Raw genomic sequence first — 21,706 nt, 5'->3', positions numbered from 1 at the left:
AGAGATTTTCTAAAAGTTCTGCTTTAGATATTCTGTGATGAGACGCAATTTGATTTAATATTGAGGACAGCGTGCCTAAGTGGTTTCAGTTTTTTGATCAATATTTTTCCCGTTACATTCCTTGATATTTTCATACTGAAAACACTTCCTCTTTTACAACATGCAGTCGAATAATTTTAGGACCATCAACATCAAAATGGCATTGAACCGATTCCTTTACATTATTTCGTAACTCTTCCATTGTCTCACCGTCTGTCACAATGGAGTAACCTAATGCAGTTGCAATAAAGCCACCTTCCTCACTTTCTTTAACAATAAATATTATTTCCTCCATAGATAATAAAGTTAACAATTTCAATTTCTTTTTAAATCCTTTCAGCTTAACATATTCTACTTAGACATCACAATACGCGTCCTTCTCCCGATTCCATAAGTCATTCTCCTTATTCTATAACTTTGCTATTCCACTTTGTCTTATCTTTGTTTTATGACAGATATAATAAATGAGATAACAATTAACGCTTCCCTAGATAAGGTCTGGGATTTATTGGTCAATCCAAAATTGACCCCAGAATACATGTACACTTGTGCCATCGAAACTGATTTCGCGGAAAGCAGCCCTGTCTTATGGCGAGGCATTCACGATCAAGTGGTCTATGTTTCCGGCTTCATGACTAGCTTTTCTCCTAAGACGAAAATGGTCTATACCGTTATCGATCCCAATGCTGATTACGCACAAACGCCAGAAAATCATCTAACCGTGGTCTATGAATTAAGTGAAAGTGATTCTTCTACGATTCTTAAAGTAACTCAATCGGGATATGAAACCGCAGCAAACGGAAAAGAACGATATGATGAAGCATTAGCTGGTGGAGGCTGGGCAGGAATTTTGGAAAAGATTAAAGAGATGGCGGAAAGCATTTAGAAAAAATCTTCCATTCTAGATTAAACAAAAAATAATCAACGTATTTCTTAGTTGCTACAACGCAATTCATAGTTAAATTCCGTTATTACCGTAGAGAATTAATTTTAAGGAGAAACAGCGATTAATATCCTGTATTCGACAATTAAGTATATCGGTATGTATTTCAGAAAAACAACTAATTTAATTTGCCTAATCTTATTTACACAAATTCTATTAAATGCACAAGAAATAAATGGTTGGACGATCATGCATTACGCTGTAGGATCTAATTCATCTGAAGTAGATTTGTTAAATGACATGAATGAAATGAGGATTGGTAAAACTTCCGAAGGTTACGAGGTTATTACATTAATAGATCGCACGCCAGGATTTTCAGAAGATTCAACTGTACTAGGAGAAAATTTTACGGACACACGATTGTATAGATTTAACAATGAAAATTTTGAAAGATTAAATGGTCATGAATTTTTACCTCAAATAAGAATTAATCAATCTCATGATTTAGAAATGGGCGATGCTGCCGTGCTGAAAAATTTCATTCAATATTGTAAGCATTATTTTCCAGCAAAACATTACATGTTAGTATTGAGATCTCATGGCAATGGTGTCGGTATGTGTCCTGATGCAGAATCTGGAATCAATGACAAGTTGTATCCAGGTGAACTAAGAGATGTCTTAAGTGGAAACGAATCAGTTGACATTCTTGGTTTAGATGTTTGTTCAATGGCAGGTCTCGAAAACTTCTATGAATGGAGACCCAATAATGAAGACCAATTTTCAGCCGATTATATTATCGCCTCTGCCCCATTATCTGCAGCTTGGGCTTACGACCAGATATTTAACAGATTACAAGTTGATAATAATAAAAACATTGACCTCGATAATAACTACTTCAGTCCAGGACCTGAAAGAACAATGAATCCTTATCATATGAATGCTTTAGAATTTTCTAAAATAATTCTAGAGGAAATATACGATAATCAAGCTTGGGCATCTTGGGGACTATTTGACAATTCCCAGATAGATCACATAAAAAGAAAAATAGATGAACTTAGCAGACTCTTACCCAATGAAGAAGACGATGTGATTTTAGATATTATACAAAACACATTGGGATATTATCATAATACAAATAACAATCTAGAAATAGCTCAACTTACTTCTCCATACATAGATGCTTATCACTTTTATGAATTGATTGCACAAAACATAAATATAAACAACGCAAGTAGGCAGTTAGCCTCAGAAGTTTGTGAAGCGATAGATCAATTTGTAATCTATTCTTATTGTGGACGAGGATTTCTACCAAACACTGAAGTTTTTCAAGATGGGAAAAACGGTGTTTATCAGATTATTCCTATTGGAAATAAAGTTTTTTCTCAAACAAACAGATCATTTTGGTCTCATACAACTTGGTTTCATCCCGATGATAAATCAAATGAACAAAACTCATATGGGCTTTACGATTGGTGCAAAGATGGAGCAAGCAGAGGAAATAATAAAATTGAAAACTTCTTTGAATATTTAGATTATTTATTTGACAAGGATTCATCAGCAACAGGTGGAGTTAATAAATATCGTTATTAATGAATTCAAAAAGGATTAGAATTTTGTCAATCCTTGATTTTCAGGTAACAAATTTTAACAATGCTATCAAATTCCCAAAATAAATCCATTGGGAAGAACCTTATATTTTCTTATTTATTCATCAATGAAATAACACACTTCCAGAAATTTCAGCCTTTTCGAAATTCGGACCTTGCCACTGCAAGTCAATCGGAGCCTTTGCCTTGCCACTATTCTGCACATAAATCTTAATCGGATGAACGCCTTTCTCTAATAATATTTCCGCTGATATTTCATCATTGGCTTCGTAATTATAATCCGCATCAATGATCGTTGCATCGTGAATTTTCATCAATGCCTTCTCTTTCGCACTTAAGGTAAATACATACTCCCCTCCTTCTGGCACTTCTATAAATCCTTCTATTAATAATAAATTCCCTGCTTTTTTGTCCAATTTAAAATCGTTGATACTTTTAACCATTCCCGTACTTTCCTCTTTCATCGAAACCATCTCTGGCAACCAAGGAAAGTTACCAGCGAAAGACTTATATAGCAATCCTTTCTTTTTTTTAACATTGACCGCAGGAACCACAGCACTATCATACGGTCTTGCTGCTGAAGTATCTGGTCTGCGAATCTGCAACACTCTATCTTTCATCCAACCATTCAATGCCTGCATCTCTTCATCTTGCTGTGCCAGATCCTTACTTTGCTGAGGATCATTTACAATATCATAAATCTCAAAATCATCATCCACATTGCCGATATTATACCTTAATCCGATCAAGTCACCTTTTCGAATCATTTGCATTTCCTTTCTAACTCTATTTCTATTCTTAGGTGAAAACTCCTCATATTTAGGTGTTTTCCCATTGTTTTGATACTCTACATATACTAGACTTTCTCGCTGTTTTCCAGATCCAGTCAGTGATGGAAGCAATGAAACGCCATCTATAATAGCAGGTCCAGGAATTCCAGCCGCATCAGTGAAGGTCGGCAACCAATCATAAGAAATACTCGGCATATCAACCACACTATTCGCCTTTATTTTCTTAGGCCATCTCACAATTAGCGGCACTCTGACTCCTCCCTCTAATACATCTCTTTTTATCCCATCAAATTCACCGAAACTATTAAAGAAATCTGGTCTATAGCTTACGTACCCCTTCGGTAAGTAAGACTCTTTAGATGGACCATTATCCGAACTAAACACAATCATCGTGTTGTCATCGATATCTAGATCTTTAAGCAGTTGGATAATATCGCCCACACCGTCATCGATTCTTCGCACACCCGTCGCATAACGCTTATACGTATCCGGCCAAGGCACTTCAGCTGTCGTTTCATCTCGATCATCATCATAAGTTGCGCGTGCATATTCATCATGAACGTAGGAATCCACTTCCCCTGAAGCGGTATTGATCATTTCTCCTTCTTTGCCGATCCATTGAACGCCGCCATTAAGTCCACCACCTTTCGGATAGGCTTGCGTCGGTAATTCTAAGACGGCATGAGGTGTATCATAAGCCAGAAACATAAAAAACGGCTTTTCATCTTCTTTTACTTGATCTGTGATCCATTTCTTCGCAATGGCCGTCCATAAATCACCCGTAAAACATTTGTTTAACCCCGAAGTAATTTCTCGTTCATTTTCATAAACGGACTTTGCTCCTCTATATACTCCTTCATGTGGATAATGCTCATGTCCATCTTTGTGCCTCATATAACCGTAGAAATAATCGAAGCCTCTTTTGTTAGGATGACCTGGCCATGCATCTCCATCCTTAGACCACCTTTTATCTCCTTGCAAGCCCCACTTCCCAATAGCCGCTGTGTTATAACCCGCCTTTTGCAACACATTCGCCATCGTATGATTATCGGCTAAAGCCTTATCAAACTGGTTATTTCTAACATTGGCATGGCCCTGGCTTAACCCCGTCAATAGTGATGCTCGAGAAGGTGCACACACTGGTGCTGCAGAATAATGGTTCGAGAGAATTGCGCCCTCCTGTGCCATTCGATCCAATTGTGGTGTAGATGTCCATGGCTCGGATTTAACACCTAATCTTTTCCGTTCATTTTGGTATAAGACTCCGATATCTCCCACTCCTAAGTCATCCGTGAATATGAATATAATATTAGGTTTTTCTTCTAGGTCAATGTTAGAATTTTGGCAGAACACAGACGTTCCACTTAATAAAAACGTAGCTAGAAGGCAAAGACTTAAAAGTTTTTTCATCTTGTATTATTAGATGGTTAATATTGAATAAATATATGCTGGTTATGCTGTTAAATCAATTTTCAATTTTTTCTTTTGTTTTGCCGAAGCCTTGACCTTAAGCTTTTTACTTACATTAGAATTCTCAGCAAGCTCAAGTACAATTGAATACTTTCCTTTCTCAAAAACCCTTGGTTGGTAGTTTTGTGAAGGCATCTTCATCACATAAAGCAAAGTCCCATCTTGTTTGTAAACTTTTAAAACTGGCAGTGATTTAGAATTAACTGATATTTCTGGAAGTAAGATAGTCGCTTTACTAAGGTAGTTATCTTCTTGGGTAACCGTTATCGGCCAATCCGGATATTGACCTTCATCACTCAACGGATCTTGAAAGCGCTGAAAACATTCCGATTTTATAGTCCGCTCTTTTTTATTAAATGTGACCATCCCATAACCATTCGATCGATTGTATAGAATGGCAGGTTCTTTATGCTGATTGAATGGATTCGTTACGCCATGCACCGTAATTTTATTCCCAAAACCATCTACGTGATCGCCTACATATGCTGGGCTTTCTATACTGTGGTTACTGTAATCTACTTCAGGCCAGAAACGTCTTGGCCATACGTTATTAAGCGATGGTCCAGTAAATGCATATCCACTGTCTCCAAAATCATCAACACCATACTGAACAAACGTCCCCAAGTGTTGATCTCCAGCAATATGAAAAGACATCGCTTTTCTAATTATTTCAATTGTTTTATCTCGCTTTTCTTGCGGCCATCCGTTAGAATCCATATCCACCGTCGGTGCATCTCCTGTAATATATTCTCCTCGCTCCGGTATATGTAATTTTGGAACTACAGAATCATTTTCCGCATCTTTCGGTAAGGTCGCAATGGTTGCAAAATTTGTTTGCGAAAGAACGGCCTTCATTTGGACATTATCAGACCAATCTAGCACCCAATTTTCAAGAAACTTTTCCTGTCGCTTTCCTAGCAATTCAGCATCAATATTTCTATGTGCTTTTATATCGAAAGATTTATTCATCAAGAAGCCATTAAAAACTTCCGCTTCTTCAGGCAATACCGTTTTGGGTGCCGTTTTGAACTTTCGATCCTCCAAGATTGCAAAGCTAACACCTCCATAATTCCATTGCGTATAATATACGCTTATCCCTTGTTCCACTGGCGTCGGATCATAGGCATCTGGTAAATGTCCCGTCTGTGTAAACTGAAGTACATTAACCCAGTCCGCATCCATTTTGTAACCGCCACTATCCTGTGCAGGTGACCCGAAACCTAAGGAGGTATCAGCATGTCCACCGCCTGCACCCCAAAGATTTCCATGGTAAACATCGTGATCATCTGTAATAACTGCGCATGGTTTATTTCTGAAAATCTCCCGATAAGACCAACCAAACATCATCCATTTCCTCAGAAAATCTAAGCATCGCTTGTCAAATTCTCCTGTAAACTGAACGCCATATCCTCCAGTACTTTCATAAAATTGATCTCCTAGAAAAACACAAAGATCATAGTCCATTTTGCTTAATCCTTCATGAATATCCGCATCTGGAAAACCATAGTGTGCATTACAATTCAAAACAGCCACTTTTACTTCGTCATCATCAACCGGCTCCTTTGCAATCGTGCCTTCATAAAAGTATTGAACAACACCATCTTTCCTAGGCAACTCTGCCCCAACTCTAAAAGGTACTTCTTCTTCGTCAGCCCAATCAGGCACTTCGAAAAGTACTACTCTTCCAGCATGGTTTATTTTAGTTTCTTCTTGCGTTTTCCATTGTCCATTTCTTTTGAACTCCAGCCGAACGACATGATCAGGCAATTTCTCAAATGGAGCAAGTTGAGCTTTAAGTTTTAATTTGCCTTTGTGCAAAGTATACTGTGTGAAGCAAATCGGGCCGAAAATCTGATGCTCATTTTCATGGAGTTTTTCTGACTTGATGGACCAATCTTCAAACGCGCATGAAGGGTTATCTTCTACTTTTCGAGATTTCCCAAAATCAGATAATAGGGCGAAATTGCCTGCAAGCATATCAGCCTCTACAAGCTCAGTAGTGTCAAAAATAGGCTTAGCAAATCCTGGAACCGAGATCCCAATAAGGAGTTCTTGCTGTCCATTATTACTTGGTTGTGCTTTTGTTGAAATAGTAAAAGTCTCAGGAACTTTAGCTAATCCTGTATCAATCAGCGATTCCCCAATCTTCAACTTACCATCCATTTTCAACCCTATTTTCAGTCCTTTTCCAAAAACGGAAGCTGACCGATAATCATCAAAATTTCCTTTTGCGCCAAGGATCATTCCGACACATCCATCTGTGAATTCTTTGCTCCCACTATTCAGAACATGAACGGTTACGCTCGTTTCTACGACTGATTTCCCATCCGAATTCTGAATGGTCAACAAATGCAAATTTCTATTATCTCCTGTGATATTACACAGTAATTTTCCATCCTTTATTTCCCAATCCTGCAATCTGTTTCCCCAATATTCTGGACCTGCCCAGCTCATATCGTTCCACAAATTCCACTTACTTTCGAACTCGACTTGAACTGATTCTCCGAATACTCTTTCAAGGTATTTAGGAATTCCGTAACTCGATATCGTCATTGGAATTACCGATCCTAGTGTAATCGTTTTAATATAATCTCTGCGTTTCATGATTCCTTCTAATTAGCTTGCTTTAACAACGCTGCTAAAGTAGCGAAAACTTACTTGCTTTCTCCTAACGTATTCGAGACTTTAGTCTCGTCCAAAACAAAGTATGTGATGCTTTAGCTTTGTTTTAAATTATATCAGTACCTACTTGCTCACGAATTAAACATAATGTTTTGATGCTTTAGCTTCGTCCTAGAAAACGCTACTAAAGTAGCGAAAACTTAATTTGCTAAAGTTATATGCTGTACAAAAAAGGTTTCTTCCTATACTTAATACCTAACCCTGCTTTTATAGGATTTTGTAAAATGTAATCTTTGATTCGTTCATATTCTCCTTCTTTGTTAAATCTTACATAATGATCAAAGGACTCCTTTGCCCATAATTTGCCAGAACGACCTAGATATTTATTAATCTGAAATGCACTTCCTCCTTTTATAAGTTGCATCCAATTTCCAACATCAACAAAATTATCAGGAACATGCTCAATCAGTTCATCATTTGATATTTGATTTGATGTATCCAATAGCATATGAACATGGTTAGGCATTATGCTAATAGCATGCACGTTATAATATCTACTATGGTATTCCATGATCTTATTATAGATGATTTCTGCAACAGATGTATTTTACATGTAACACATTCCATATGGATTTTTATCCAGCTGATGCTCGAAATTTCCAAACATTTCTTTTTTAAGATTGTATATCAAAATCTCTTGCCTCTACTTGTCTATATATTTTTCTTTAATTTTATTTGCAGAACATATGTACTCTTCTTTAATCTGATCTATGTTATGCTGAGGTAGACTATCAGCGAGTCGAAAAGTGATAAAAAATGTCGCACTTAAAGGATATATGTGTGGCAGATAAGACATTATGATTACTAGTTTTCGGGAACATGGACGCTACTAAAGTAGGAAAACTTGTGCATAATTAAAACTAATTATTCCACACTTATTTTACCCCATTGTATTCGATGCTTTAGCTTCGTTCTAAGTACGCTACTAAAGTAGCGAAAACTTACTTGCTTTTTTCTATCTTCGAAAACAATTAGTATCTGATTAAAGAATGCCCATAAACTCATCAATAAAAATGAAAAAAAATCTAGTAATAGTTTTCATAATAACATGTTTTCTAGCTTTTAAACCTAATGAAAAACAAAAGCATATTCTCATTATCGGCGACTCCATTTCCATAGGCTATACTCCATTTGTGGCGAAATACTTAGCAGATAAAGCAACTGTAGTTCATAATAAAGGAAATGCCCAGCACACTGGAACAGGGTTAGAAAAGGTGGAAGAATGGCTAGGCACTCAGAAATGGGATATTATCCAGTTTAACTGGGGATTATGGGATTTATGTTACCGCCATCCAGATTCAAAAGTCCAAGGAAAAAGAGACAAAATCAATGGGGACATCACCTACGATGTGGATCAATATGCTGCCAATCTCGATTCTTTAGTCACCATCATTAAGCGAAAATCTAAAGCAAAATTAATATTTGTAACGACATCTTTTGTTCCAGAAGCAGAACAGGGCAGATTCACAGAAGATGCTATTAAATATAACGATGCTGCGAAAGTGGTGATGAAAAAGCATGGGGTCATAGTGAATGACATTTACGAATCATCTATCGCCATTCATAAAGATTATGGAACGGCATTAGACAACGTTCATTACGAAAAAGACGGCTATGTACAATTAGGCGAATTAGTGGCGAAATTTTTAGAAAAGGAAATGGAAGATTAAAAAAAATAGTCCTTACCTATCTCAATCTTATCTCCGTTATTTTTCCTAGCAATTTTCCATCCTTATTGAAAAGTCCAGCTTTCAGAAGTGATCTTATATTGGCAGTAACCATTCCTGTACAGAGATCCGAATTCAAGTCAGGATCTTTACCGTTTAAAGTATATCTGATTTCATTCCCGTCCGTTTCTGTTTCCATAAGCACTCGAACATTTCCATGCAATTCATCTATCGCGTAAGATGCATATACACTGTACATGCTTTTCGAATAGTTTACGCCATTGCGTTCTAATCTTAGAAAATGCCTTGGAAGGTTCTTCTGAAATCGCTGCCAATCTTTATTTTCTGGTCTACTCCAAGCTAATTCTGACTGAGCAATCGTCCGTGGATACAGCATATATTCTGCGTGACTTTCTGTCGGTGTGAATTCCGCCCAAAGACACATCTCCGTCCCAAGAACCAATTCCTGCTCTTTCATACTTAAGCCTGATGGCATCGGTTCAGAATTGTAAACTTTAGAAAGTGGCAACACCACCCTCGGGCCTTCTGGTTCTAAAATAGAAGGTCCTTGAACTTGGCTGATATAAACATCTTCGTAAGAAGTCATGATCGTCGGATATCCTCCGCGCGGGGCATCTAACTCTGGAGTGAATCTATTTCTCCTCCATGCCATAATCGTCGCACCTTTTGCTCCTTTTCCACTAAGTATTTCATCCCAGCCGATCATCTTTTTCCCATGATCATTGACAATGGAATTCATCCTTCCCATGAAATAACTTTGCAGTTCTTCGTAATCGTTCAATTTTTCATCGGCCATCATCTTACTACAATGTGGACATTTTTTCCAGTTGGACTTATTGCATTCATCTCCACCTAAGTGGATATATTGAGTCGGAAATAGTGCTGCAATTTCAGCTACCACATCCGTCAAGAATTCATAAGTTGTTTCTTTACTTGGACAAAGTGCATTATCAGGTGCTTTTCCACCGACTGCTACTTCGAATTCTTGATCATCGAGGCAGGACAACATTGGATAGGAAGCCACTAAAGCTTTACTATGTCCAGGAACATCGATCTCTGGAATGACTTCTACATTTCTAATTCTTGCGTATTCCAACACTTCTCGAATATCGTCTTGGGTATAAAAACCACCTACCGTTTTAGGCTCATCGGCTGTTGCCGCATCCCTACTCCACCAAGCAATTCCAGTGCGATCTGCCCGCCATGCTCCCTTTTCTGTTAACAACGCATACTTCTTTATTTCTACTCGCCATCCTTGATCATCGGTTAAGTGCCAATGAAATTTATTCAATTTGTATGCAGCTATCACATCGATCTGCTTCATGATAAATTCCTTAGATTGAAAATGCCGTGAAACATCTATCATCAATCCTCTCCAATCAAATCTGGGACTATCTTCAATCCTAACAGCTGGTATTTCGAACGCGGTTCCGTTATTGACTGGCATCAATTGTCTTAAGGTCTGGAATCCATAAAATAATCCAGCATAAGAATTAGAGGTAACTTTAATTTCCTTAGGAGAAACATCTAAGGTATAAGCACCGTCTTGTGTGAATCCATCCTTTACGATTACGAAGATAATCTGCGCTCCTTTCTTTTTTTCGGTCAATATTTGAACCGAAACACCAAGATCAGCTTTCACTTTTTCGTTGATGTAAGGTTTCAAGTCTGATTCAAATTCTTTAGGCAAATAGATCTGCGTCTTTTCTGAAAAAGAAAATGCTCCTTCCTTGAAAGTAATTTTTTCAGGAATAGGAATTAGATTTAAAGTGTCATTGGCTTTAGCCATTGAAACCAATAAAATGAATAGACAGAGTAACGTAGACTTAATCATCATAACTTTTTATCACTTCATTTCTTTCAATGAACCATTGAATTGATAGGTTTCTCCCTTCTTTGTTTCTATAATCGTAATGTTATCACCATATGCCAATCGACAAGTCCCTCCCTTTTTAGAAAGCACTTCTAAATTCTCTAAAATACCATCTTTCCACTTGAACGATAACTCGAATCCTCCTCGTGCACAAAGGCCTGATACTTCGCCTTCAGGAAGTGCATCAGGTAACGCTGGCAATAATTCGATTCCTTCTAAATGACTCTGAACCAACATTTCTAAAATCCCTGAAGTTCCCCCGAAATTTCCATCTATCTGAAATGGTGGATGAGCATCAAATAGATTAGGGTAAGAGCCACCTTTATTTTTACGTAAAGGTTCTTCTGCAGGGCTAAGTAGTCCATGCAATATTTTGTAGGCATGATTTCCGTCTCTAAATCGTGCCCAAAAATTGACCTTCCAAGCTAAACTCCATCCCGTCCCATTATCTCCTCGAAATTCAAGAGACTGCTTAGCAGCTTTCATTAAATCTGGCGTATCGAAAAGGTTGATTTCATTACCCGGATAGACTGCCCACAAATGAGAAACATGTCTGTGATGAACATCAGGATCATCTTTGTCTTCGAGCCATTCTTGCAGTTGACCATGTTGACCAATTTGGTTCGGAGCAATTTCCGGTATCAAGGCATTCAGTTTCATCACTAATTCTTCATCCTCACCTAAGACCTTCGCAGCCTCAATAGTATTTCTAAAAAGTGCTCTGATAATCTGATGATCCATCGTAGGACCAGCAACCAAGCCGCCTATTTCAGGAGAATTCGAAGGAGAACTTATTAAGTATCCTGTATTCGGATCTTTATAGAGGAAATCAGTAAAGAAGATCGCCGCATCTCTCATCAATGGATACCTGTCTTTTAGAAACTGTTCGTCCATAGTGAAGAGGTAATGCTCCCAGATGTGCGTACTTAACCAAGCGCCACCTGTCACCCATATTCCGTGGTGAGAAGCATTCACTGGAGCAGCTCCACGCCACAAGTCCACATTGTGATGAGCTACCCAACCATCGGCATCGTAATGCTCCTTAGCAACTACGCTCCCACTTTCAGATAATTCGCTGATAAACTTAAAAAGAGGCTCATGACACTCACTAAGATTAGTGATTTCTACTGGCCAATAATTCATTTCTAAATTGATATTAGTCGTATATCCACTTAACCATGGTGGTACCATTTTATCATTCCAGATGCCCTGGAGATTAGAAGGATTCGTTCCTGGTCTACTCGTAGAAATGGTGAGGTATCGGGCGAACTGAATATAAAGTGCCAACAATTCTGGATCATCTGGATTCTTCCAAAAGTCATAAATTCGCTGATCTGTCGTTTTTGCAGATTGACCATTATCACCGAAATCAACACTGAATCGATTATACAATTCCTGGTAATCTTCTAAATGATTCGTTTTGATTTGTTCATACGATTCCCCCTCAATTTCCGCCAAATAATCCTCTACCAATTCGGCAGGATTTCCGCTAACATCTCTAAAATTGATGTAGTTCGTCGCTGCTGTAAGATAGATTGTTGCACTACTTGCATTTGCAATGCTAAGCACTCCGTCTTTTTCTGTCAGCGAACCATCTGTTTCTACTTTAAGTCTCGCGGCACCATGAAGAGCACCATCTTTGACCGCTATTTCTAAGCTTTGTTGATTATCGTTCGAGGTCAATTTTTTCTCCTCATGTTCTGCATCCATATTGACTTCAAAACTGAGTGATCCTTTTTTGTCTGCTTCTAATCTAACAACCATCACTTGATCTGGGTGACTTACAAAAACGTCTCTGGTAAAATTAACGCCTTTAGCGGTGTAGCTCACTTTAGAAATGGCACTACTTAGATCTAGTGATCTTCTATAGTTGGTAAATTCTTCATGATTTTCAAAATTCAGATAGAGATCCCCAAATGGCTGATAAGGCAATTGCTTTAAAGGCTCGCTCATAAAATGGTCTTGCGCTAATTTATGTGCTGCTTTACTATTGCCATCTGTTAATAACTGTCTAATTTCACCTAGGTAATTCTTAGCGCCTTGATGAGCATAGTCATGTGGTTCTCCAGCCCAAAGTGTTTCTTCATTGAACTGAATGTGCTCTTGTGCAACACCTCCATAAATCATCCCACCTAGTCGACCATTCCCTACAGGCAATGCTTCTGTCCACACTTTTGCAGCAGTATCATAATTGAGACTCGCTTCTTGCTGACCTAAACCTGCGAAATTAAATACGATTATAAAAAAAAGCACAAAGCCCAATTTCATTCCTTTGAATTTCTTCATGAATTTTTTATTTGCATTATTCCCTAATACCTTAATCATTCCAGTGTGCCTCGATAATCTGAGCCATTTCTTCATTCCCTTCATCCAAATCTTTTAACATCTTCCTTTGGTTCATAATCTCAACTTTCATTTCTGCAATGACATCCTTGTATTCAGGATCATTGTATGCATTATGCCCTTCTTTCGGATCTTTTTCAAGGTCAAAGAACTCCCAAAATTTAGTCGGCATTTCCTCAGGTGTGTATTTATTCACCGCAAGTCCATTTCCATAATAAAAAGCTAATTTGTAACGCTCACCTCTAATTCCGAAATGACCAGGACGATCCCTAGAATGATCCCAATATCTGTAGTAACCATATTTCCTCCAATCATCAGGTGTATTCCCTTTCAGATTTTCTCTAAAGCTAACACCTTGCATTTCTGCTGGATAATCAATCCCAGCGTAATCCGCGAATAATGCCGAGAAATCAGCATTTTCTATCAAATCTTTATTTCTTGTGCCTGCTGGAATTTCTTTCGGATATCTGATCACGAAAGGCATATGAATAGACTCTTCATAGATAAGACGCTTATCGAACCATCCATGCTCTCCTAGGAAGTAACCTTGGTCAGCCGTGTAAATCACAATGGTATTTTCCGCTAGTCCTGATTCGTCTAGGTAGTCTAATAATTTACCAATATTATCATCGATCGCCGCGCCACAACGCATGAAATCCTTAACGAATTTTTGATACGTTTTCATCCTTGCTTCATCATCAGCTAGACCATCAACAACAAATGGAAGTTCTGGATAGTCCATATAATCCCGACGTTTCTCAGGGTTCGCAGTTGCATCTAGATATCTCTTTTTCAAGTTATCGATAGATTGACCTTTAAAAACTCGACCATTCGTTTCAGCACTATTATCGTAAAAAGACTCTGGTGTCGGGATATCGATATCTCTATATAAATCACTAAATCTTTCAGGATAATCAAATGGTTCATGAGTAGCCTTGAAATGACACATCGCCATAAATGGTTTAGTTGTATCTCGGTTATCGATCCAGTCGATTGCCATATCTGCAATTACATCTGTGCTAAATCCTTTATACGGCTTTCCTCCTTTGCCGTAATCTTGCCAGTTCTCTTTTGTTTTTAGAATCGGATCCCAATATCTACCTTGACCTGGAAGGACACAATAGTAATCAAATCCACCTGGTTCTTGCTTCAAGTGCCACTTCCCAATGACAGACGTCTGATAACCTCCGCCACCCATCACCTTGGCAATATTAATGTGGTCTGGAGACAATCCAGCTCCTAAAGTTATTACGCCATTTATGTGACTGTATTGACCAGTAAGAATGGTTGCCCTACTCGGTGTACAAATCGAGTTCGAAACCAGACAATTTTCAAGCACACAACCTTCAGAAGCTAGCCTTTTGATATTCTTATTATGTACGTATTCTTCTAGAAGGCCACCATATATTCCCCAGGCTTGTGAGGTGTGGTCATCCGACATGATAAATAAGATATTCGGTCTTTCTGCAACTTCTTCAGTCTTTTCAGCACAGCCGTAAACCGTTATTACCAATAATATTGCTCCAAAGAGCTTTCCTAATAAATTCTTCATTTTGTATTCTTTTCCTAAGCTTAGATATGATAGGTCACAATTTAATAAAATTGTTTAAAGATTATAGGTTAGGCCTAATAGTTAAAAGGATATAGTTTTTTAGAACTAGAAAAATTCACTTAATAATTAGAAGAATACCACCTTCCATCAAGAAGAAATGAATATTCATATCAAAAAAGCATAGTGGTGCTGACAACAAAGCAGTAAGCCAAATTTGATAAAAATGGCTTTCCTCATCATATTTAATCAATGTAAATTCTAGAAAAGGGACTATTTCAAATAAAATATTTTATTTTAACAATGCCAATTAGGATTCAGATGACCAATACCTATACCTAAAAAACACCTCATGCATATTAAGAAAACATATTCCGCTTTCGAAATGATTATGTGGACAAGATTCGAAACATTTTTCTTTCTAGTTCTCATTTCTATTTTTGTTTCCATTTATTATTTCTTTGGATTAGAATGGCTAAGAATTCCTTGGACACCACTAGCACTAATAGGTACAGCAGTAGCATTCGTAATTGGTTTTCAAAATAATGCTGCTTATGGTCGAATCTGGGAGGCAAGAAAAATATGGGGAGGAATCGTTAATACATCTCGAACACTTGGGATGTATCTTCAGGATATGGTTACTAATGAGTATAGTCAATCTCCAGTTGATGATAAAGATCTAAAATTTGAAATAAAAAACATAACCTATCGACATATTGCATGGATGACAGTCCTGAGACATAGCATGAGAATGCCTAAACCGTGGGAAACCACCTACAATCATAAAACGAATAAGGAATGGGATACTAAACCGCCAGAAAGAGAATCAAACTTACAAGATGATTTAAAACCTTACCTATCCAAGGAAGATCTCGATTATATTGCAGACAAAAACAATAAACAAACTGCCTTGATATATCTGCAATCTCATCATTTAAGAGAACTCAAAGAAAAAGGAATCTTGTGGGAGTTTTCATTTTTAGAATTAGAAGGTTTGCTCCAAGAGTTGCTCTCTTTACAAGGAAAAAGTGAAAGGATTAAAAACTTTCCATATCCACGCCAATTCGCCACATTAAACTACTATTTCATGTGGATTTTTGTACTGATGCTTCCACTCGCTCTTATTCCTCAATTCGCTGAGATAGGATCAGAAATAGCTTCAGACCATGAATGGTTGGGCAGTGTTTTTGTATGGTTTTGCATCCCATTTTATGTATTGGTTGCATGGATCTTTCATACTATGGAACGGATAGGAAGAACTGGTGAGAATCCTTTCGAAGGTACACCGAACGACGTCCCAATTTCCACTATCGCTCGAGGAATTGAAATAGATCTTCGCCAGAATATGGGAGAATCATTAGAAAATATTCCGGAGCAATTTCCGGTAAAATATCATACACAATTTTAAACTTGACAAACATTTAAATAATGAAAAATAGCATTATAAAATATTTTATCTGTTCTCTATTCGCTTATACTTTAGTCATCAGCTGCAACCCAAAATTAGGCAGTCAGCAGTTAACTAAAACGAACACTGCAAAACATACCAAAGCCATTGTTAAGGTTCAAAATTTTGACTTTGACAAAAACAACATCAATAAGATCTCGGGACCCTACGTTCATAAAAAATCACTCGATGTACCTCATGATCTAGTAGGTCAAAATAAATGGTTCATGTTCGAAGGCCCCGTACTAGAAAATGATAAGATTGCCTACCGCTACTATGCTGACGAAAGACATCGCTTTGACATTTTCGCGAAGAAAGTGCCTGATTTAGTTATGGACACAGTTTCGTGGGATTATCACAACATTATGGATTGGGGAGCTGATGTCTTAAAGGTTGGCAACTCACTAGGTATCGGGAGTCCTGGCATTTATTATAAGGACACAATATATACGCTTTCAGACTGGTCTGCTAAAAAAATAGAAGTGATCGAAGATGGAGATGACAAGTCAACCATTCGAACCACCTTTTTAGACTTAAAAATAGAGGACCATAGCTTCACTATTATTCAAGACTGGAGTATAGAAACTGGAAATTTCTACTGTGACATTGACCTAAAAGTAGAAAATGGAGCGTTACCTGAAGGGATGCATTTCGCAACTGGTATCGTAAAACACTTGCCGAATGTAACTGTCGGTCAAGTAGGGAATCAATTGTACGCATATACCTACGGCAAGCAATCTTATCACAATCACGATATGGGAATGGCGGTAATGGCGAGTTCTGCTTACGAACCTAGTGAGATAACTAACGACCTCACCCATTTGTATATATTTGGGAATAGTGCAAAAGGTGTAAAATATAGATTTATGTCACAGTGGTCATTAGGAATAGACGGACCAAAATCAGCGATGGATTTCCAAACTGCTGTAGAAAAAGCATGCATGACTATAGAATAGCCATGCATGTTTTAATCTTATAAAAATTTAACCTTAATTTATTCTTAGAGCTTATAGAATTCTTCCCATCCTTTTCTTGGAGGAGTTCCAACAAGCATTCTATTTGCTAAGTCGTTATTTGTAATTTGCTTTGTCTTTCTATCAAATTCTAAGTTGGTACTTAATCGTTGAGCTAGTACACCAAGTGTAAACACCTGACTAAGTGGTCCACCTATTTCGAAAGAAGAACGACATTCCTCTTCTCCTTTACAAGCTTTCAGGAAGTTCTCAAAGTGATCTGATGGACTTTCTGGGTATTTCACCAATTTCACATCTCTATAATTTCCTTTTTGGTCTGGAACAAGATCTAAAGTACTACTATGAGATCCACCTTTGAAAGTCAAATCTTTACCATAGATAATTTTTCCAGGACTTAACTTTTTCACTTCTAATTTTCCATCACTCGGAGGTGGAATATTAGGATCTAATGCATTCGCTGTATAACCATCTGGTAAAGGTGGTAGGTTATCAATTCCATCGTACCAAGTAATATCTACTGGTGGCATATTTCCACGCTCCGGGAATTTGAATTCTAAAGTAGTAGAGAACGGGAAGAAGAAGGAATTATGTCCATCTAGTCTATGTGCTTTAATTTCAGTAGGCAATCCAAGGTCTAAGAACTGGTGTGCCGTATCTAATAAGTGTGCTCCCCAATCGCCTAGTGCTCCCATTCCGAAATCATACCAGCATCTCCACTGTCCATGATGATAGTCTTTATTGTAATCATGATGTTCCGCAGCTGAAAGCCATGTATCCCAGTCTAAAGTTGCTGGCTTAGCTTCTTTTGCAGGAAATTTCGTTATACTATTATCGAATCCATGCCATCTACGCTTACTATTCATATGGGCAGTGATAGCGGTAACATCTTTTATGATTCCAGCATCTTTCCATGCTTTGAATTGAAAGTAATTTGCTCCTGAATGCCCTTGATTACCCATCTGAGTCTGAACATTGTACTTCTTAGCACCTTTCATCATCAGCTCAACCTCGTTAAATGTTCGAGCCATCGGCTTTTCAACATATACATGCTTTCCAAGAGACATGGCTAACATCGTAATCGGAAAGTGAGAAAAATCTGGTGTTCCTACACTGACCGCTTCTATTTTATCGCCCATTTTGTCGAACATGTCCCTGAAATCTTTATATCTAGGCACATTAGGAAACATAGAAATTACCTCTTGGGTATGTTTCGCTTCCATATCTACATCACATAACGCAACTACATTCGCTAATCCAGTTTTATATAATGCTTTTGCTATATCTCCTCCTCTATGTCCTATCCCGATGAAAGCAATATTTACTTTTTCACTTGGTAAATATGTTTTCTTAAATGATTGACTCTCTTCGTGCCATATATTCTTCCCTGCAAATATTGACGATGATGGAATAATACTAATTCCACCAGCCGCTGCAAGGCTTGTTTTTAGAAATTTCCGCCTCTTATTATTTTCCATATTGTTTTTTGCTATTCATGTTTAAATGTTAATAATATTGTTATTCTATGAAGTCCATTATTTTCTTTTGAAATTCACAAAAATGTAAGCTTTATTCTTGAAATTTCATGGCAAAGCAATGATTAATTGCCAATTTAACAATCTTCACAAATTATTCAATACAAAATCACAGATAAAAGGATATTTTAATTCAAAAAATACAAAATTTGATGTAATCTTGTCACTTCTCTCTAAAATTTCCACATATTAATATTCAATATAACAAAACTGCATCTCCTAGGAAGAACAGGAAAGCATAGAACATCCCACTTTATTCCTAGCCCATTCGGGACGTTTTGCAAACCACTTTTCATGTTCTACTTGCTCAGCGTAAGGTTGTTTTAAAAGTTCGAATAGTTCACTCACTTTAGAATAGTCTCCTTCATCTGCAGCATCGATGGCTAGCTGCGCCATATAATTCCTGAGGACATATTTCGGATTCACTTTATTCATTTCCTTCTTTCGCTCTTCCGCAGTCATATTTTCCTTAGTCAATCTTACTTTATATGCTTCGAACCAATCTTGCCAGGCGGAAGCGACAATTTCTTTTTTCCCACTAATATCATAAAATGCATCCTTGATAAAATCTAGATATTTTCCTTTTAGGTCAATTTCTAACTCGACTTCAAAATCTGAAAGTTTTCTAAAAAAAATGGTCATATCTGTTTCCGTGAAAGTCAACATCTTTTCTAGATCGTCGATGAGTTGCTGATCATTAGTATCTTCTTCGAAAAGACCAATTTTACCTTTCATCATCTGGAGGTAATTCGGCGTAAAAATAGTCGCATAAGAATTCAAGATGTCTTCTAATGGTGCAGCGTCTTCTATCAATGGATATAGCGCATTACCTAGCTGCATTAGATTCCAATAAGCTACATTGGGCTGGTATCCATACCGATATCTTCTTCCTTGACGATCCGTAGTATTAGGAGTCCAGCCTGGATCATAACCCTCTAGCCATCCATAAGGACCATAATCTATTGTTAATCCCAATATCGACATATTGTCCGTGTTCATAACACCATGTACGAAGCCAACTCGTTGCCAATCGATTACCATATTAGCAGTGCGCTCCAATACTGTTTTATAAAATTCAAGATATGCTTCTTTCCCTTTAGATTTAATTTCTGGAAAGAAATGTCGAATCGTATATTCCGTCAATGTTCTCAGGTGTTTGACTTCCTGATTCGCTGAAAAATGTTGAAAATTCCCGAATCGAATAAAGCTTGGAGCAACTCTACAGACCACAGCACCTTTCTCAAGTGCAGGATTCCCATCGTAGAGCATGTCTCTCATGACATTATCACCAGTTAACATTAGAGAGAGTGACCTCGTCGTCGGCACACCTAAATGGAACATCGCTTCACTGCATAAGTGTTCGCGAATAGAGGATCGAAGAACAGCAAGGCCATCAGCAGTTCTGCTATATGGCGTTTCGCCCGAACCTTTTAATTGCATCGTCCATCTATTTCCATTGTGGACCACTTCTCCTAAATTGATTGCACGTCCATCACCCAATTGTCCTGCCCAATTCCCAAACTGGTGACCAGCGTATGCCATGGCATATGGATTGGCGTCTTTGATCAATTTACTTCCTGAGAAAATATCAAGGAATTCTTGTGAATTAAGTTCCGCTTCCGAGATACCTAACAGGTCACCTACTTCAGGGCTTACGTGAATTAAAGTTGGATGTGAAGGAATTCTCGGTTTTACGATTGAAAAGGCAGATTTAGGAACTTGTCTTCTTGAATTTTCAAGGATCGGATCTGCAGGCAATTCTTTATTAAAGGTGTCTTTTAAATTCAATTTCATTAATGTAACATTTGGGAATCTAACATGAAAAGAGCTAAAAAGATTATAAAGTTAATGTGTTATTCAGTTTATGGTAGGTATTCAATTATTACTTTCTTAAAAATTGCAAATACAAGATACTAGCAGATTCATATTCTAATACGGATGATTATGCTTGATGTGAAATGGTAAGATTGATACGCTATTTTTCTCGGGTTAAAACCCAAGCTCCATTCATAGTTTAAGATGGTCAAGTTTCAAAAATAAAACAGCGTACTAAAAATCTAGATATTAGTCCTAGAGGGACGATACCTTTGTAGTAACCAACAAATCAAGTTAGCTATAAGCGCCAGAGGTGCGACACCTTATAGTTTTAGGTTGATTAGGTAAAAAACAATTTCACTTGTCTTTTTTTAAAACAAAAACTAAAATAACCCACAGATCTAAGAGATTTTCGCAGATTTTAAAAAATTGGCTTTCTTTTTCTCGGGTTAAAACCCAGGCTCCTATGTATCACTTCCGAGAAGAAATCTTGGTTTTCATAATTCCACAGGACCTCGTAATTTATTGCGAGACGTTTGCTTTCTCGGGTTAAAACCCAAGCTCCATTCATAGTTTAAGATGGTCAAGTTTCAGAAATAAAACAGCGTGCTAAAAATTTAGATATTAGTCCCAGAGGGACGCTACCTTTGTAGCAACCAACAAATCAAGTTAGTTTTAAGCGCCAGAGGTGCGACACCTTATAGTTTTAGGTTGATTAGGTAAAAAACAATTTCACTTGTCTTTTTTTAAAACAAAAACTAAAATAGCCCACAGATCTAAGAGATTTTCGCAGATTTTAAAAAACGGCTTTCTTTTTCTCGGGTTAAAACCCAAGCTCCATTGCATCTCATCCGAGAAGAAATCTTGATTTTTATAATTCCACAGGACCTCTTATTATAGTGTGAGACGTTTGCTTTCTCGGGTTAAAACCCAAGCTCCATTCATAGTTTAAGATGGTCAAGTTTCAGAAATAAAACAGCGTGCTAAAAATTTAGATATTAGTCCCAGAGGGA

General features: G+C 37.5%; 14 protein-coding genes. 5 read left to right on the top strand and 9 right to left on the bottom strand.

Annotation, left to right across the window (positions count from 1 at the left end; translation table 11 throughout):
- Positions 1-130: 130 nt before the first annotated feature.
- Complete coding sequence (locus L2586_RS00260; protein WP_235290747.1) at positions 131-334, bottom strand: hypothetical protein; 204 nt, start codon at positions 332-334, stop codon at positions 131-133.
- A 153-nt stretch (positions 335-487) separates the two neighbouring features.
- Here L2586_RS00260 and L2586_RS00255 point away from each other — a divergent pair, with 153 nt between their 5' ends.
- Positions 488-925, top strand: a complete 438-nt coding sequence (locus L2586_RS00255; RefSeq protein ID WP_235290746.1) for an SRPBCC family protein — start codon at positions 488-490, stop codon at positions 923-925.
- A gap of 156 nt (positions 926-1,081) precedes the next feature.
- On the top strand, positions 1,082-2,512 hold the full coding sequence (locus L2586_RS00250; RefSeq protein WP_235290745.1) for a clostripain-related cysteine peptidase: 1,431 nt from the start codon (positions 1,082-1,084) through the stop codon (positions 2,510-2,512).
- 121 nt (positions 2,513-2,633) lie between these two features.
- Here the strand turns inward: L2586_RS00250 and L2586_RS00245 are convergent, their stop codons facing one another.
- The 3 genes from L2586_RS00245 to L2586_RS00235 form a co-directional block, all read right to left on the bottom strand.
- A complete protein-coding gene (locus tag L2586_RS00245) occupies positions 2,634-4,730 on the bottom strand; it encodes a sulfatase-like hydrolase/transferase (protein WP_235290744.1) in 2,097 nt (698 codons plus the stop codon).
- A gap of 42 nt (positions 4,731-4,772) precedes the next feature.
- Entirely contained in the window at positions 4,773-7,394 is a 2,622-nt protein-coding gene (locus tag L2586_RS00240; RefSeq protein ID WP_235290743.1) for an alkaline phosphatase D family protein, read from the bottom strand.
- A 232-nt stretch (positions 7,395-7,626) separates the two neighbouring features.
- Positions 7,627-7,983: a transposase gene (locus tag L2586_RS00235; protein WP_235290742.1), complete on the bottom strand. Its 357-nt coding sequence runs from the start codon at positions 7,981-7,983 to the stop codon at positions 7,627-7,629.
- A 502-nt stretch (positions 7,984-8,485) separates the two neighbouring features.
- On the opposite strand from L2586_RS00235, the gene L2586_RS00230 reads away from it, so the two are divergent.
- Positions 8,486-9,142 carry an SGNH/GDSL hydrolase family protein gene (locus L2586_RS00230; protein ID WP_235290741.1) on the top strand — a complete coding sequence of 219 codons (657 nt, stop codon included), beginning with the start codon at positions 8,486-8,488 and terminating at the stop codon, positions 9,140-9,142.
- 16 nt (positions 9,143-9,158) lie between these two features.
- Here L2586_RS00230 and L2586_RS00225 read toward each other — a convergent pair whose 3' ends face one another.
- The 3 genes from L2586_RS00225 to L2586_RS00215 are packed head-to-tail and all read right to left on the bottom strand — an operon-like array spanning position 9,159 to position 14,928.
- Positions 9,159-10,949 (bottom strand): family 20 glycosylhydrolase, encoded by a 1,791-nt coding sequence (locus L2586_RS00225; protein WP_235290740.1) that lies wholly within the window; start codon positions 10,947-10,949, stop codon positions 9,159-9,161.
- Between the two features lie 57 nt (positions 10,950-11,006).
- A complete protein-coding gene (locus L2586_RS00220) occupies positions 11,007-13,319 on the bottom strand; it encodes a glycoside hydrolase family 95 protein (RefSeq protein WP_235290739.1) in 2,313 nt (770 codons plus the stop codon).
- Positions 13,320-13,350: 31 nt separating this feature from the next.
- Complete coding sequence (locus tag L2586_RS00215) at positions 13,351-14,928, bottom strand: sulfatase family protein (protein WP_235290738.1); 1,578 nt, start codon at positions 14,926-14,928, stop codon at positions 13,351-13,353.
- A 349-nt stretch (positions 14,929-15,277) separates the two neighbouring features.
- On the opposite strand from L2586_RS00215, the gene L2586_RS00210 reads away from it, so the two are divergent.
- Both L2586_RS00210 and L2586_RS00205 read left to right on the top strand, forming a co-directional pair.
- The gene (locus L2586_RS00210) at positions 15,278-16,333 is read left to right on the top strand and encodes a bestrophin family protein (protein WP_235290737.1); all 1,056 of its coding nucleotides are present in this window, start codon (positions 15,278-15,280) and stop codon (positions 16,331-16,333) included.
- A 20-nt stretch (positions 16,334-16,353) separates the two neighbouring features.
- A complete protein-coding gene (locus tag L2586_RS00205; RefSeq protein ID WP_235290736.1) occupies positions 16,354-17,328 on the top strand; it encodes a DUF4861 family protein in 975 nt (324 codons plus the stop codon).
- 44 nt (positions 17,329-17,372) lie between these two features.
- Here the strand turns inward: L2586_RS00205 and L2586_RS00200 are convergent, their stop codons facing one another.
- On the bottom strand, positions 17,373-18,821 hold the full coding sequence (locus L2586_RS00200; RefSeq protein ID WP_235290735.1) for a Gfo/Idh/MocA family oxidoreductase: 1,449 nt from the start codon (positions 18,819-18,821) through the stop codon (positions 17,373-17,375).
- A gap of 276 nt (positions 18,822-19,097) precedes the next feature.
- Positions 19,098-20,672 (bottom strand): protein adenylyltransferase SelO, encoded by a 1,575-nt coding sequence (locus L2586_RS00195; RefSeq protein ID WP_235290734.1) that lies wholly within the window; start codon positions 20,670-20,672, stop codon positions 19,098-19,100.
- Positions 20,673-21,706: the final 1,034 nt, after the last annotated feature.

The sequence above is a fragment of the Portibacter lacus genome, from assembly GCF_021533215.1.
Classification (GTDB): Bacteria; Bacteroidota; Bacteroidia; order Chitinophagales; family Saprospiraceae; genus Portibacter; species Portibacter lacus.
This window is presented reverse-complemented; position numbering and strand designations above follow the sequence as displayed.

Excerpts from the sequence above, each read along its gene's own strand:
- L2586_RS00255 (WP_235290746.1), top strand. The coding sequence starts at position 488 with ATGACAGATATAATAAATGAGATAACAATTAACGCTTCCCTAGATAAG.
- L2586_RS00220 (WP_235290739.1), bottom strand. The coding sequence starts at position 13,319 with ATGAAGAAATTCAAAGGAATGAAATTGGGCTTTGTGCTTTTTTTTATA.
- L2586_RS00215 (WP_235290738.1), bottom strand. The coding sequence starts at position 14,928 with ATGAAGAATTTATTAGGAAAGCTCTTTGGAGCAATATTATTGGTAATA.
- L2586_RS00235 (WP_235290742.1), bottom strand. The coding sequence starts at position 7,983 with ATGGAATACCATAGTAGATATTATAACGTGCATGCTATTAGCATAATG.
- L2586_RS00260 (WP_235290747.1), bottom strand. The coding sequence starts at position 334 with ATGGAGGAAATAATATTTATTGTTAAAGAAAGTGAGGAAGGTGGCTTT.
- L2586_RS00195 (WP_235290734.1), bottom strand. The coding sequence starts at position 20,672 with ATGAAATTGAATTTAAAAGACACCTTTAATAAAGAATTGCCTGCAGAT.
- L2586_RS00245 (WP_235290744.1), bottom strand. The coding sequence starts at position 4,730 with ATGAAAAAACTTTTAAGTCTTTGCCTTCTAGCTACGTTTTTATTAAGT.
- L2586_RS00200 (WP_235290735.1), bottom strand. The coding sequence starts at position 18,821 with ATGGAAAATAATAAGAGGCGGAAATTTCTAAAAACAAGCCTTGCAGCG.
- L2586_RS00205 (WP_235290736.1), top strand. The coding sequence starts at position 16,354 with ATGAAAAATAGCATTATAAAATATTTTATCTGTTCTCTATTCGCTTAT.
- L2586_RS00230 (WP_235290741.1), top strand. The coding sequence starts at position 8,486 with ATGAAAAAAAATCTAGTAATAGTTTTCATAATAACATGTTTTCTAGCT.
- L2586_RS00240 (WP_235290743.1), bottom strand. The coding sequence starts at position 7,394 with ATGAAACGCAGAGATTATATTAAAACGATTACACTAGGATCGGTAATT.
- L2586_RS00225 (WP_235290740.1), bottom strand. The coding sequence starts at position 10,949 with ATGGCTAAAGCCAATGACACTTTAAATCTAATTCCTATTCCTGAAAAA.
- L2586_RS00210 (WP_235290737.1), top strand. The coding sequence starts at position 15,278 with ATGCATATTAAGAAAACATATTCCGCTTTCGAAATGATTATGTGGACA.
- L2586_RS00250 (WP_235290745.1), top strand. The coding sequence starts at position 1,082 with ATGTATTTCAGAAAAACAACTAATTTAATTTGCCTAATCTTATTTACA.